This is a genomic window from Chloracidobacterium sp. (genome assembly GCA_016716305.1).
GTDB lineage: Bacteria > Acidobacteriota > Blastocatellia > Pyrinomonadales > Pyrinomonadaceae > OLB17.
In genome coordinates this window covers 3,246,622-3,261,952 of record JADJWP010000002.1, presented here as the reverse complement: position 1 = coordinate 3,261,952, position 15,331 = coordinate 3,246,622, and the positions used below count along the sequence as shown (strand labels likewise).

At 52.0% G+C, this 15,331-nt stretch carries 10 protein-coding genes; 5 read left to right on the top strand and 5 right to left on the bottom strand.

What is annotated here, in order from left to right:
- Positions 1 to 119: 119 nt before the first annotated feature.
- The 3 genes from IPM28_16790 (at position 120) to secA (ending at position 4,881) form a co-directional block, all read left to right on the top strand.
- Positions 120 to 1,469, top strand: coding sequence for a hypothetical protein (locus IPM28_16790; protein MBK9174640.1), 1,350 nt, complete (start codon positions 120 to 122; stop codon positions 1,467 to 1,469).
- A 3-nt stretch (positions 1,470 to 1,472) separates the two neighbouring features.
- Complete coding sequence (locus tag IPM28_16785) at positions 1,473 to 1,916, top strand: hypothetical protein (GenBank protein ID MBK9174639.1); 444 nt, start codon at positions 1,473 to 1,475, stop codon at positions 1,914 to 1,916.
- 184 nt (positions 1,917 to 2,100) lie between these two features.
- Positions 2,101 to 4,881, top strand: a complete 2,781-nt coding sequence (secA, locus tag IPM28_16780) for a preprotein translocase subunit SecA (protein MBK9174638.1) — start codon at positions 2,101 to 2,103, stop codon at positions 4,879 to 4,881.
- Between the two features lie 74 nt (positions 4,882 to 4,955).
- Here the strand turns inward: secA and IPM28_16775 are convergent, their stop codons facing one another.
- On the bottom strand, positions 4,956 to 5,777 hold the full coding sequence (locus IPM28_16775) for a nuclear transport factor 2 family protein (GenBank protein ID MBK9174637.1): 822 nt from the start codon (positions 5,775 to 5,777) through the stop codon (positions 4,956 to 4,958).
- Between the two features lie 97 nt (positions 5,778 to 5,874).
- The gene (locus IPM28_16770; GenBank protein MBK9174636.1) at positions 5,875 to 6,471 is read right to left on the bottom strand and encodes a nuclear transport factor 2 family protein; all 597 of its coding nucleotides are present in this window, start codon (positions 6,469 to 6,471) and stop codon (positions 5,875 to 5,877) included.
- A 303-nt stretch (positions 6,472 to 6,774) separates the two neighbouring features.
- On the opposite strand from IPM28_16770, the gene IPM28_16765 reads away from it, so the two are divergent.
- On the top strand, positions 6,775 to 7,350 hold the full coding sequence (locus IPM28_16765) for a hypothetical protein (GenBank protein MBK9174635.1): 576 nt from the start codon (positions 6,775 to 6,777) through the stop codon (positions 7,348 to 7,350).
- Between the two features lie 71 nt (positions 7,351 to 7,421).
- Here IPM28_16765 and IPM28_16760 read toward each other — a convergent pair whose 3' ends face one another.
- Together IPM28_16760 and IPM28_16755 are read right to left on the bottom strand one after the other, a co-directional pair.
- Entirely contained in the window at positions 7,422 to 8,687 is a 1,266-nt protein-coding gene (locus tag IPM28_16760; protein MBK9174634.1) for a dipeptidase, read from the bottom strand.
- A gap of 32 nt (positions 8,688 to 8,719) precedes the next feature.
- Positions 8,720 to 9,601, bottom strand: a complete 882-nt coding sequence (locus tag IPM28_16755) for a phytanoyl-CoA dioxygenase family protein (protein MBK9174633.1) — start codon at positions 9,599 to 9,601, stop codon at positions 8,720 to 8,722.
- Between the two features lie 246 nt (positions 9,602 to 9,847).
- On the opposite strand from IPM28_16755, the gene IPM28_16750 reads away from it, so the two are divergent.
- Positions 9,848 to 12,832: a PAS domain S-box protein gene (locus tag IPM28_16750; protein ID MBK9174632.1), complete on the top strand. Its 2,985-nt coding sequence runs from the start codon at positions 9,848 to 9,850 to the stop codon at positions 12,830 to 12,832.
- Between the two features lie 63 nt (positions 12,833 to 12,895).
- Here the strand turns inward: IPM28_16750 and IPM28_16745 are convergent, their stop codons facing one another.
- Positions 12,896 to 15,331, bottom strand: coding sequence for a S9 family peptidase (locus IPM28_16745; GenBank protein ID MBK9174631.1), 2,436 nt, complete (start codon positions 15,329 to 15,331; stop codon positions 12,896 to 12,898).

Below are 15,331 nucleotides of genomic sequence, written 5' to 3'. Positions count from 1 at the left end.
CCAAACAGGTATCGAAAATGGTAAAGTAGTGGATTACTCCGCAACGAAATTGCGGTGTTTCGCGTCTAATGTTGACGTAAAGCCATTTAGGCAGAATTTTGTTTCATTAATCTGGCATTATGTTTGAGCAGCATTTATACGAACAGGAGCTTCTTGCACCGGAACCTCAAACCGGCGATCTCTTTCAAAATTACGAGATCAAGAGCTGGGAATTTTCGCCCCGGATATATAAGATCCTTGCGTCGTCTGTGATAATTAACGTTCTTGCATTCGTGATCATTGGCCAAACCAATCTCTTGACCATGAAAGGGTGCGACAGTCCGTTCGTTGGCCGTGTTTGTCAGGTTTTGGACATGGCGTACATCGGAGCCGTGATGTTTGGAACCGAACGCGATTATGTTGATGCCGCTTACGAGCGGATCGATCTCGGTGACGCTGACATTACGATGATCGATGTCAGCGGAGAGGCTCCTCCGTTATCCTATCCAGAGGGATATTTTCAGATCGCCAATCCGCAAGAATTCGCGATGCTTAAGGCTCAGTCAGAAAATCCGGGTTCGGGATACCTGGCGCCCGGGATTCCGGCCGGGCCTTCGAGCGGCCCGAACATGCTGAGCACGGTTCCAAAATTGCCGCGTGCTAACCCTAATGCGGTCAAGGGTGACGTTCCAAAATCACCGTTTTCTATCGAGGATGACGAAGGCGAGACGGTTGGTAAAGCTGGAAATCGCGGACGTCCCGGTAAACTGCCTGGTGATCCGACAAACGCAAATGCCAACGTCGACCAGCAAGTGGCCGATTCAAACTCGAATTCGAACACTCCGACCGTGAATCCGACCGACCCGGTTTCGGGCGTCGAGATCAACAAACGGCCGATGGTCGATCTTGGCAACTTTGTCAACGAACTCCAAGCAAACAAAGAGGTCAACCTGCAGAGCGAATTTATCGTCAATGCTCAGGGAAAACTAGATAAGAATGGGAGGCTGGACCCCAAGACCTTTCGCTTTGTCGAAGCAAAAAGCGTTGACGAAAATATGATCGCTGTCGTGAAAGAATCGATCGAGGCGATCAACGTCGCGGGCTATCTGCAGTACTTAAAGGACCTGAGCGGAAAGGATTTCAGGCTGCAGCTTCAGCAGGATGCCGAGAATATATCGGCGGTCGTACAATCCGAGATGGAGACCGACACCCGTGCCCGTTCGGTCAAGAGTGCGATAGATCTCGCTATCAGCATTGTTAAAACACGGAAGACCGCAGCCGACGCCGATCAGAACGACAAAGACGATCTTTTGCTTCTCGAAAACGCAAAGGTCGAGGTAGACGGCAAGAAGGTGATCATTCGCTTCGCCGTCCCTAAAGCGGTGGCGCATCCGATGATCCAGCGAAAACTCGCGGAACAGGCCGCCGAAGCAAAAAAACCGAGCGGCAACGCAATGATCAAGCCGAACGACAATACGGCTGCGAAATAAGACTTGACCAATAGGACTGATAAAAACTCGATCCTTTTCATCGCCACGCTGGGCGTGTACATCGGCCTGCTGATGGCCGGTGCGACGCCGGGTGTGATCGCCCAGCAAGCCGCAATGACGCGGAATTTTGAGCTGAGCGAAGAGATCGATGTAACTGATGATCTTGAGAAGAAACCAGCCGGTGATCTTGCTGCGCAATGCATTGATGCAGCGAGCCTTGATCATCTCGTCGAGGAATCCGTTGCTCGGTTTATCTGCTCGCTGCCATCGGCAACGTCAGACGGTTCAGTATTCCTATCCGGAGCAGCGTCAAATGAAATCGGCCCGACGTTACCGTCGGCGGATCATGCCCGTCCGGTTCCTTCGTTTGCCAGGGCACAAATATTCACCGTTTCCCGCCTGCCTCGGGCCGGCCTCGACGCCCTGCTTGCCAGAGACGCAAAGTAGAGGCGAGCCGGAACTTCATTCCTTCACTTCTCGCCATAATCAATAATCATATATAGTTCGAGAGTTGCGCTTGAAAGTTCGTTCAGGCAATCTTTTAGATTTACCTGAACAAGCGATTCGAACGTTTTGGGCGTAAGCTCTCCAATAGAGGAAAAAAATGGCAGTCAACAGTTTTGCAGACAAGATGGTAAAGAAGATATTCGGCTCGTCGAGCGATGTCTTCCTAAAAAAGGTCAAGCCGATCGTTGCCCAGATCAACGATCTCGAGCCGTCTATCGAAAAGCTCACGGATAGCGAGTTGAAAGCGCAGACGGGCAAATTCAAGGAGATGATAGCCCGTCATCTCGACGGCATCGACGAGAGGGATGCGCGCCGCAAGGCCGAGCAGGAGATCCTACACGAGTTGCTACCCGAAGCATTCGCGACCGTCCGCGAGGCATCGCGCCGGGTTACAGGAATGCGGCATTTCGACGTCCAATTGATCGGCGGGATTGCGCTGCATCAGGGCCGCATCGCCGAGATGAGAACCGGAGAAGGCAAAACGCTCGTTGCTACCCTGCCTTCGTATCTCAACGGCCTTACCGGACGCGGCGTCAACGTTGTCACCGTCAACGACTACCTAGCCTCGCGCGACGCGGAATGGATGGGCAAGATCCATCAGTTCCTTGGGCTTACGGTCGGGTGCATACAGAACGACATGGATGACGTCGAACGCAAAGACGCCTACGCATGTGACATAACTTACGGAACGAACAATGAATTCGGCTTCGACTATCTTCGCGACAACATGAAGTTCGACGTCGAGTCGCTGGTTCAGCGTGATCATTATTACGCTATCGTCGATGAAGTTGATTCGATCCTTATTGACGAGGCCCGGACACCGCTTATCATTTCAGGTGCGACCGACGAAGCGACCGACAAGTACTACACAGCGAATGAGGTTATCCCGCGTCTCGAAAAGGGCCACAAGGACGAAGAGACCAAAGTGACAACAGGCGATTACCTCGTCGATGAAAAGAACCATTCGGCTGTGCTTACCGAGCAGGGCGTATCTAGATCTGAGAAGCTCCTGGGTGTTGATAACCTCTACGATCCGGCGAATATGGACCTGCTGCACTGCGTTGAGCAGGCATTGAAGGCGCATACGCTCTACAAGCGTGATCACCACTATGTCGTTCAAGATGGTGAGGTCATCATTGTTGACGACTTTACGGGCCGATTGATGCAGGGCCGTCGCTGGTCAGACGGGCTCCACCAGGCGGTCGAGGCGAAGGAAGGCGTTAAGATCGAACGCGAAAATCAAACCCTCGCAACGATTACGCTGCAAAATTATTTCCGAATGTACGAGAAACTCTCGGGCATGACCGGCACGGCAGAAACCGAAGCGGAAGAATTCGGCACAACCTATAACATCGATGTGGTCATGATCCCGACCCATCGTTCGATGATCCGAAAAGACAATCCCGATATGATCTATCGAACGCTGCCCGAGAAATGGGAAGCCGTAGTTGATGAGATCAAGGAACTGCATGCCGAAGGACGACCGGTGCTCGTGGGTACGGTTTCGGTCGAAAATTCAGAACTTCTCGCTGATCGGCTTAAAAAGATCGGTATTCCGCATAACGTGCTGAATGCTAAGTATCATGAACGCGAAGCTGAGATCGTGGCCCAAGCCGGACGCAAGGGTGCGGTCACGATCGCCACCAATATGGCGGGCCGCGGAACCGACATCTTGCTCGGCGGCAATCCCGAGTTTCTCGCGAACGAATACCTGAAGCGGATGGAGATAAATCCGGATGAGGCGACGCCGGAGCAATTTGAAGAGCAGCTCAAAAAGGCGAAAGCGGTGGTTGCGAAAGAGCACGAAGAGGTCGTGGCGGTCGGCGGCCTTCACATTCTGGGCACCGAGCGACACGAATCGCGCCGCATCGATAATCAGCTTCGCGGACGCGCCGGGCGACAGGGCGACCCAGGCTCGTCACGTTTCGTCCTGTCTCTTGAGGACGATCTGATGCGTATCTTTGCCGGTGACAAGGTTCGTTCGATGATGGAATGGCTTGGCATGGAAAAAGGCGTAGCGATCGAATCCAAAACGGTCTCGAAACAGATCGAGCGGGCGCAGAAAGCGGTTGAAGCCCGCAACTTCGAAACACGTAAACACGTCCTCAAATACGACGATGTAATGAACAAACAGCGTGAGACGATCTACGGATTGCGTCGTCAGTTGATGTTCGAACCTGAGCACCGCGAATATTTGCTCGGTGAAAATGGTGTCGCACGCGATCTTTTGAGCGATCTTACCGCAAGTTTCCTTAGCCTCGAAGCGGGGCCGGATAAATGGGAGATCGATACGTATGCCGCTGAGATCGAGAGCATCTATGCGATCGATCCTGCCCGCGACGCGAATGTCGACTTTCGCCGGATGAATCCATCAGAGATCGAAGAAGCGATCTGGAAAAAGGCCTCAGCCAACTATGCCGCGAAGGAAAAGATCGCCGGCGAAGAATCGTTGCGTGCGTATGAACGCTACATCATGCTCAACATTATCGATTCGCAATGGAAGGACCATCTGGCATCGATCGATCAGGTCAAACAGGGCATTGGTTTGGTGGGCTACGGACAAAAAGATCCCCTCGTCGAATACAAGAAACAGTCATTCGATATGTTTCAGGATATGCTCGACAGGATCGACACAAATACGACAAAAGCGCTTTTCCACCTTGAGGTTGTAACTCGCGACGAGCAGGATGAACGCGAACGCCTCGAGCGTCTTGCTCAGCAACGGGCTCGGCGGCAGGCAGCCGGAATGGCGTTCACGGGCGCCATGGGCACGGCCGAAGCCGCCGGAGCCGAAGCCGCACGGCATACACCGTATGTCCGCGATACCCCCAAAATGAAACCGAACGATCCATGCTACTGTGGCTCCGGCAAGAAATTCAAGAAATGTCACGGAGCCGGCGCGTAGTCCAGGCCGAATCAAACAATGGGCAAGGGCGGGAACTTTCCGTCCTTGCCCATTTCTCCTTTTTGGGGCTATGACTATGGGATGATGGTTCCCGCTGTCGCCCAGGCTTGCCAGCGTCCGTCGCGTCTTATCCATGTGTCGGTATATCGCGAACGGCGATCAAATGCCACGCCTTTTTCGTCCTTGCCCTTCGTCCGGAAAATGCCGGTAACGACCGCCATATCACGGTCGATCCGGATATTCATATCCGTCGTTTCAACGAGTTCCAGAGTTCCTTTATCGTTGACCGTATCCTCGATCTCAGCCGCCTTATCGGCAAGCTTTGCAGTAGTGCTGCTAACGCTGCTGAAATCGTCCGCAAAGTTCTTTTCGAACCATGCCCTGTCTCGCTTCAAGATCGCATTGTTCCAGTCTTGTTCGAGATACCAGACGATCGCATATTCATCAAGGTCATTGCCTGCGTTGCTTACGACCTGCCATTTGCCGTTTCGCTTTTCAAAAAAATGGACGCTGCGGGAGTAAAAGGTCTCAGGCTTTCCACCTTCGCCTGTCGGCGTCCAAACGGTATTCCGGTGTGTGACGGTAGCGCTAGCGGCCGTGCATGCGATCATGTAGTGATCGTATGTCACTTTGTCCGCACCGGCGGGATTAGCCCTGTTCCGTTCATATGTCCGCATTGTATTGTCGATCGTCGCTGCTTTGCCGATCATGCCCGGAAACCCGACGTAATCATCGGCATATATATTCATCAGAGCAGCACGATCGCCATTCAGGCCGGCGATACTCCATGCGGCATCGAATGCTTTAAGGGCATTTTTGTCGGCTTCGCTACACTGTGCGTTGATCGAAATTGCGGTGGCAATGAAGATCGCCACCGTTGTCAAAACACTTTTCATTTGGTCCTCCCGAATGTCGCCACTACTATTTCTCGGGCGAGCTAAGGCGTAAAAAAGCGAGGGGCACATTGCCCCTCGATAATATTCAAAACTCGAATTACTTATTCGCCGTCGAATTCGACGATGTGTTTGCCGGTGCATCCGCTGCCGGTTTATCGTCAGGCTTTGCCGGAGCAGCGTCGGAGATAGTAGTGGCGTGTCCGCTTACCTGTCGCCAACCGTCTTTCATTTTACTCCAAACTTGGGTCACACGGATGGAACCGGATACCGCCCTACCCCTGTTCGTACCTTTAGCTGTCGCCCGAGCAATAACTACTGCACCGGTTCCTTCGGGGTTCGTTCGAACATTCACTTCATCGTAGACAAACGATTCAAACTTCGTATCGCCCGACTTGAACGAAGCAAGCCGATCAGCTTTGTTCTGCACCGAACCGTCAAGGTTCACAAGCATGTAATTGTCGCTGTAGGTCTTTTCGAGGGTAGCTACGTCATTCTTTGCAAGCGCCGCAGCGGTGTCGTTGACCAGTTTCTTAATGTCGGCTTCGACAGCCGCGGTGTTTGCCGGGACGGCATTTGACGCATTGTTAGCTGTATTCGCTGGTTTGTTCGAAGTGTTGCCGCCTTGGTCGCCACATGATACAAAAAGCAGCAAAGCTCCGATCAGTATCGTTGATACAAAGTAGATCTTTAGCATAGTGTCTCCTCGCAATCGATGAAGATGCGTGACTAGAGCAACTCGGATCGCCGCCGCATCATTTTACGGGGATCACGCTCGTGAGCTCTGTGAGGATGGAGTTGTTGAAAGACAAGCGAGTTATACGCTCATGACGGGCGACTGTCAAGCGTGTCGAAATGAAGGCGATTCGACATTTGAGCCGGCTTTCACACGGCTGTCGTGAATCGGGATTTTTTGATGATGTACAATGTCCTTGGCCGAACTGCGAATGGGTCGCCGGCGGATCTTGCTTGCCCTGATCATATCGCTCTTAGATAGACCATGAGAACAGAAACTACACATACACGTTTGAAAATACTCTTCGCTCTAATGCTGTGCATCGGAGCGTCGTACAGCGGGACCCGTGCGAATGTGGCACCTGCTGATCCAGTTCTCCCCGACCGAATGAAGGGCATTCAATATGGCTTCGACCCTAAAACGGTGCCCAATTTCGATAAGCAGGCATTGTTCGTTGTTTTTTACGGGTTTGGCAAAAAGGGCTGGGATGATGCGACTGGAAAGAGGTACCCAATTGAACCCCGACGTATTTTCTCGCGGATATACCGGCTTGGCGATCTTCCCTACGGATACAATTGGAACTCACAATCGCTTGCCCCAAATCAGATGGCAAAGATCTTTTTTGACTACTTGATAAACTCCTACGATTTCAAACGCGGCCAACATGAGGTCATGTATTTGCGATCGCAATATTTGGACAAGATCGAAAGCGACATCGCCGAGATGCTGCGAGGAATGCCAAAAGAGGAGATCGTCATTCCGGACACGAAGTTTTCGTTCAGCTATCAGGATAAGAACTATGTAAGGCCGTATTCGTTTGAATATATTGCTCCGCAATAGCTCGCGATAAGCAAAATAATGGGCCCATGCATAATACGCAATGGGCCGCGACCAAACTCGATGATGCGGTGTTACTTTATCCTTTTCAGACTTCCCTGGCCGCTGATCTGTCGATTGCCGGCGATTCTTTCGGTTTGTTCCATCGCCCTCAGCATGTTTTCACCAAGCACCTTGAGAACTTCCTTCTCGGTATAGCCCCGACGCAGCATCTCGTACGTGACCAAGACTAGGTCCTCAACGCCTTTCATCGGTGGCGGCAGAAACGGCACCCCGTCGAAATCTGAACCAAGGCCGACATGGTCGATGCCCGCTACCCTCTTTATATGGTCGATATGATCGACTATGCGTCTGTAATCTGCGATGTATATCGGATTTGCTGCCATCAACTCGTTCTCAGCTTTCACGAATCCGGCTTGATCGTCCTTAAATTTTTCTCGCAATGCAGCGATCTGGTCACGCAGTCGTGTCGAGCGTTCGTTCTCTTCACGATTGGTCCGTTCATCTAAGAAGGAAGGATAAAACACGACCATTATTACGCCTCCGTTCTGAGGCAAACGCCGAAGGATCGAATCCGGCACATTGCGGGTATGGTCGTTCACGCCACGGGCTCCCGAATGCGACGCGATCAGCGGTGCCTTTGTGATGTCGAGGACATCGCTCATCACTTTTTCGGAAACATGTGATATGTCGACGAGAATGCCGAGTCGGTTCATCTCGCGGACAACCTCTTTACCAAACTCGGTCAAGCCGTTGTGTTTGATATCTCGATGAGCATCTGCCCAATCGTGGGCAACGTTATGCGTAAGCGTCATGTAGCGAACGCCAAGACGGTAAAAGTTTCGCAATGCGTAAAGCGAATTTTCGATCGCGTATCCGCCCTCGATACCCATCAAAAGGCAAATTTTGTCTTGTTTCTTGGCCCGACGAATTTCGGCCGCGGTAGTGCATGTCAATAGATCATCGTGTCGTTCGGCTTCACGATACGTGGCGTCGATCAGATCCATCGCACGCCGCATCGAGCCGCCTGTCCGTAGAGTTGCCCCGGAAACGTAAATGGACATGAACTCGCCCGTCATACCGCCTTTCTTTAGCCGCGCTAGATCTGTGTGCATTGGATCGCCGCCGAGCTGCAGACGTCCGGTCGAATCGTCGGCGAGGTTGAAATCCTGATCGACCATTGGTCCGGTGATATCGTTATGACCGTCGATAATGATCGCCTTTTTGTGTATTTTCAGCGCTTTCGCCCAGATCAACGGATCCGCGTCAGACGGCATCGTCTGCGCTCCGGTTACAAAGCAAAGTGCCGCGATCGCGAGCGTCGATGTTAGAAACTTCATAATATTAGTTGCAGGGAGAGATCTTATTTATATTATCTCACGTTTGAACCCGCGGGAAGCTCCGACAGCAATGGGAAAAACCGGCCTTCGATCTTGTCGCCCACGGGAACGGGCGGAACGCCGTCCAAAAGCGGAAGATCAGAGTCGGAAACCACACCGTCACGGATAAAATTGATCACTGCGGCTCGTCGCGGCCGTGGTGAGCGGTTTGCGAAAGAGCCATGCAGCATCAGCGGGTGATGGAAACTGGCATGCCCTGCCTTTGAAATCATCGGAACCGGTTTAAAGCTCTCGCGTTGTTCGTCAGAAAGCACAGAAAGCACCGCGTCCATATCATTCGCAAGGTCCGTTCTGGGAAGCAGATCCCATTTATGGCTTCCGGGAATGTAGTGAACGCAGCCGTTCTCTTCATTCGAATCATCTAGCCCGATCCAACAGGTCAGATGCGCCATTGGTTTTGTGCGTGTCCAATACGAATAATCCTGATGCCAGGCTACGACACCGCCGTCAAATTTGGGCTTTACGAAGACCTGGTCATGCCATAAACGTACAGGACCTCTTAATAACTGCGAAGCAGGCATCGACATTGCCGGGTGGAAGACGAGGTCGTGAAATGCGATTGAAAGCCGCCAAGCGCCAAGGGCATGGAAAAGAATGCCATTGCCTGATGTTGCCTCGTTCTGATGATATTCGTAAAACCGAGGATCCTCGGCAAATTCCGGCTGCATTAATCTTTCAAGGTCGTCGCAGAGCGCAGCAACAAAACTTTCATCGAGGATGCTAATGTCCGCTAAATATCCGTTATCGTCGAAAAACGCTACCTGCTCATCCGAGATCGCAAACAGATCTTTCTGCCGCTGATCGGGTAGACTAAATTCGATCGGTTGATGAATTCCCGAAAGATCGTCGTGCATTATCTTTCTAAGAATAGTCCAAAAGGCATCGAGAGCGAAATCACTAAACCCGACGCGATCGAATGGCATAGCGTTTGCGGACGTGACGGTGCTCACGTTAACCGGCGCATGAGCTAACTCAAAGATTTATTGGTGGTTACCCACTTATCCTACCTGCGTTTCGCCTACACAACGTTGCAGCCGGTAACAGATTTCGTCATTCCACGTGTGACAGATTGCGGCACTTTTTGTCCCGATCACCATAATATGACGCGAAAGCCATCGACCTCGAAACGCAAAAAAGAAGCCGCTTCCGAGAGTTCGCAAAGCCCGAAAAGCCTCAAGTCTGCGACGGATGAGGGCCGCTCAAAACTCGATGAGACCAATTACCGCAGTTTCATTGAAAACCTGCCGGTGTTGTTCTATGTCGTCGATTCTGCTCCGCCCTATACACCACTTTACGTAAGCCCGGCATTCAAACGATTCGGATACCCGATGGAGGCGTGGCTTAACGACCCTGATATCTGGGTACGGGTGATCCATCCGGACGACCGGGAATGGGTATTCAAGCAAACCACAGCCTCGACCCTAAGCGGCAAGGAAGTCGACTACGAATATCGAATTTTCGACGCCGACGGCAATATGCTTTGGGTTCGTGACCGCGGCTGCCTGATCAAGGACGATAGCGGAAATGTGATCTGCCGGGAAGGCATCATGCTCGACATTACTGTCCGGAAGCAAACTGAAGAAGCTCTGAAGCAGAGTGAAGAGCGATTCCGCAACCTGTTCGAGAATGCCAACGACATCATTTATGTTCATGACCTGCAGGGTAACTACATATCTATGAACCTCGCAGCGGAGAGGATCTTCGGTTATACCCGCGAGGAAGCTCTTAAGCTCAACATGTCCGACATAGCTGTCCCCGAGCAGCTCGAACTTGTCCGGGAAAAACTCCGCGAGAAGATAAAAGGCAGCAGGAAACAAACTGCATATGAGCTCGATTGTGTAAAGAAGGATGGCACAACACTCACCCTCGAGGTCAACAGTACGATCATTACCAAGAACGGTGTGCCGGTCGCTGTTCAGGGAATTGCTCGCGATGTTACCGAACGCAAACATTCTGAAGAGGCATTGCGTGAAAGCGAGGTTCGTTACCGTGACTTGTTCGAGAATGCGAACGACCTGATCTATACCCATGATCTCCGTGGCAACTTTACGTCGTTGAATCGGGCGGGCGAGAGGATCACGGGCTATACACGTGACGAGGCTGTCACGATGAATATCGCTCAGGTAGTTGCCCCTGAATCGCTTCAGGCTGCGCGAGAAATGACGGCAAGAAAACTAGCTGAAGATAGGCCAACTACCTACGAGATCAACATCATTGCAAAGGACGGCAAACGCGTCTCGCTCGAATTAAGCACACGGCTCATCGTTCGAAAGGGAATTCCGGTCGGTGTCCAAGGTATTGGACGTGATATCACGGAAAGACGACGTGCCCAGGAAGAACTGAAAGCAAGCGAGCATAGATATCGTCAACTGGGTGAGGGGATATTTCATCAAGTGTGGACTGCAGAACCTGATGGCAAACTCGATTACGTAAATGCGCGTACGCTTGAGTATTTCAATAAAACAAGCGAAGAAATGATCGGTTTCGGCTGGCAGGATGTCGTCCACCCGGATGACCTTGGTGAATGCCTGAAACGATGGACACATTCGATCAGAACCGGGGATTTTTATGAGACCGAATTTCGACTGCGTCGTCACGACGGTGTCTATAGATGGCATAAAGCCCGTGCAAATGCTGGCCGAGATGTTGACGGCCGGATCATCAAATGGTTCGGTACGAACACCGACGTCGACGATCAGAAACAAAGCGAAGCAAAACTGAATTACTTCGCACGCCATGACCCATTGACCGACCTTCCGAACCGCGCAGAATTCATGGCTCATCTCAAAGCCGCGATCGATCGGGCCGAGCACAACCATTTGACGCGTTTCGCCGTTCTGTTCCTGGATCTCGATAGATTCAAAGTGATCAACGACAGCCTCGGGCATGTGGTAGGCGACCGTCTTTTGCGCGCCATCGCCGACCGACTAAATTCGCAGGTTCGTCCCGGAGACGTCGTCGCGCGGCTCGGCGGCGATGAATTCACTATATTGCTGAATCGGACCGGCGGGCCTGAGGATGTTGCACATATCGCCGAGCGAGTACAGCGCAACCTTGCTCGTCCATTTCAGATCGACGGTTACGAGGTCTTCACGTCGGCGAGCATCGGGATAATAGTTTCAGACGAGATACTCAGGCAGCCAGAGGACTTTCTTCGCGACGCCGATTCAGCAATGTACCGCGCAAAAGAGGCGGGAAAGGCACGATACGAGATATTCGACCGCGAGATGCACGTCCGAAATATGAACCAACTGCAGGTCGAGACCGATCTGCGCCATGCGGTCGACCGAGACGAATTTGAGGTCCTGTATCAACCGATCGTTTGTCTCGAATCCTGCGAAGTCAGTGAGTTTGAGGCTCTTATCCGGTGGCGACATCCGACGCTTGGTCTCATCTCACCTGATGAATTTGTCGGAGTAGCCGAGGAAACTGGGCTAATTATCCCGATCGGCCGTTGGATACTCGAAGAAGCATGTGAACAGATCTCGAAGTGGCAGAAACGCACATCCAAACGTCTATCGATAAGCGTAAATCTATCTGCCAAACAGCTTATGCACCCGTCGCTTTCGGGCCAGATCCGGCAGATACTTCGTAAGACCTGTCTTGAACCAAGTCAGCTTAAGCTCGAGGTAACGGAAAGCACCGTTATGGAACACAGTGACAAATCTCTAAGCGTACTCAGCGAGCTGGACGAACTAGGCGTTTCACTTTCGACAGACGATTTCGGAACTGGATATTCGAGTCTTAGTTATCTGCAGCGATTCCCGTTTGATCGGCTCAAGATCGACCGGTCATTTATCGATAAAATGAACGACGACGAAAAAAGCGGAGCGATCGTCAAAACGATCCTGATGCTCGGTGAGAACCTTGGTATCGACGTAGTCGCCGAAGGTATCGAGACCGAGAGGCAACTCGAATCGCTGCGAACACTCGGCTGCAAACTCGGTCAGGGATATCTCTTCTCCCGTCCGGTCGACGCTTCTAAGGCCCGGAAGCTGCTCAAGAAACGACCATTGCATATTAAGCAACTTCATTCGCATCTCGACATCTCGACTCCCGTTCTGGAAGTAACAAATATCCAATAAAAAACGACCCGTCCCGAACTCGCATTTGTTCGGGCCCGGATCGTTCAGATCGAAATAGGACGTCTACCTTGAAGCGGTCTGAGAAGACCTGCGGGGAGACGCATTTTTAACATACTTATCGAACCAATTTATCTGTTCGAAAAGCGTGTGTTCTATTGACTCGCGTCCTGCGTAGCCGTGTGATTCAAGCGGAAGCATTACGAGGCGAGCAGTGCCGCCATTTCCGCGGATCGCAGCAAACAATCGCTCAGACTGTATCGGAAACGTTCCCTGATTGTTATCAGCTTCCCCATGGATCAACAACACCGGCTCATTGATCTTGTTAGCGTAGAAGAATGGAGAGACCTTCGCATACAGATCCGGAGCTTCCCAAAAGGTCCGACGTTCTGACTGAAAACCGAACGGCGTTAGCGTCCGATTGTAAGCGCCGCTTCGGGCGATACCTGCCCTGAATAGATCGGAATGAGCAAGCAGATTAGCGGTCATGAATGCTCCATAGCTATGGCCTCCGACGCCAACGCGCTCCGGATCGACCACACCCAACTCAACTCCCTTGTCAATCGCGGCCTTTGCCGAATCAACGATCTGCTTAACAAAAGTATCGTTGACTGTTTCAGGATCTCCCACGATAGGCATTGTCGCGTCATCGAGGACAGCATAGCCCTGGAGCAGAAAGAAGAGATGAGAATAACCGCCGATCTGGGTGAAACGATTGCGCGAACCAGAAACCTGGCCTGCAACACTGGGATCGGTGAATTCAAGCGGATATGCCCAGACAACCGTAGGCAAGCGAGTTCCCTTTGTATAGCCGGGCGGAAGATAAAGCGTGAACGAAAGATCGACCCCGTCGGCGCGTTTGTACGTTACAAGTTGCTTCGTTATGCCACGTAGTTGTGGTGACGGATCCTTAAAATCCGTGATCTGCCGGTAGGCGAGCGCAGTACAAACTTTATTGGGAGGACACACTTGTCTGATGAAGAGATTTGGCGGCTCAGAGATCGATTCTTTTCGGGTGATAAAGTTCATTCCCTCATCGTCCATCATCCCGACGAACGACTCGTACTCCTCGATCCCGGAACGAAAGATCTCTCTAATTTCCAACGTTTTGAGGTTCATCGTCCTGAAGAAAGGACGGTCGCCTTCGGGCGATGCTCCGGCTCCGGTCAAGAAGATCTGATCGCCGAATTGACGTATAACGCTGTTACCATTTGGAAGCGTTTTCGTGACAGGTGTTCCGATGTCGTTGTATCTATCGCTGACATTCAGGTCGGATATCAACTTCACTTCTGCGGGGTTCCGATGATCCGTCATGAAGATCCGCCTTTTACGTGTGTCGCGGTTGAAATCAAAAAACAATAACAGCCCGTCACGTTCGCCGAAAGCGCGGCCCTGATAGCGCTGTTCCGTTTTAACGACTTCGACCGGCGCCCCGCTGAACGGTGCCGCTAACTTGACGATCTTGTCTCGCGGGGTCACTCTTGTCCGCGGATCACCACCGTCCAAAGCCTCGACCCACATCAGCGTCGCGGCTTCGGTCGGGATCCATCCGTAACCGCGCGGCCCAGTCTGCACACCCTGAACCGGGAGCGCATCTTGAAGTGGAATGTTCGCCAGCGTATGAACAACCTTCGCATTTGTATCCCACACCTCGACGACCTTCGGAAAGCGCGAGAACGGGAAAAGGTAAGAGAACGGCCGGCTTATTCGCGAGACGAGGTAGTATTTTCCGTCTGGTGAGGGCGAAAACGAATCGTAAATACCGGGCTTACCGATCGTCCGAACACGACCGCTTGTGTCGACCGTTGCGAGCTGAGAGGTTGTATAGTACTCGAAAAGTCGTTCGTCATTCGGACTCTTAAGGAGGTCTTGAAATGTCGCGACAGCGCCGCTTCGCCCGCTCGTCTCCTGAATGTTCGGTTCCATTGGAGCAATATCCTGATAGGCCGGAGCCGGACCGCGGTTTGAGGGAACGAGCGTTGCCATAAGGATCGACGCTCCTTCCCAGCCAAATCCGCCAAATGCGGTATTGACGTATATATTTGGTACCCGTGTCGCTCGTCCGGTTCCCGTTTCTATCAGCCACAACTCCACGCCCGAGCGAGTGATATTGCCAGCGGCGATGTACTTCCCGTCCGGCGACCATTGTGGAGAAACGATCTTTGCACCGGCAGGCAGCTTCACAGCCGTCCTCTTACCGTCGGAAATATTCTGGAGCGTTACGCCAACTGAGTAGTTTTGTCTATGCTGTGCGTTGTTCGTTGGATTGATCCGTAAACCGGCAAGACGAAGCATCGGTTCGGCAAGCTCCGCGACCGGCGGATACCGCTGTATCTCAAGGAGCGCTATTCGGTCGCGGGTTGGTGATATCGATGTCGAAGGAATTGCAGGCGCGTTCAGTACGTCCAAGATCTCTTTCGGCGGCTTTTGATATGAACCTTGTGCGAAGGCTCCGATGCTGAACAGCAAAAGTGTTACAAGCGTATTTCTTAGATGCTTCAT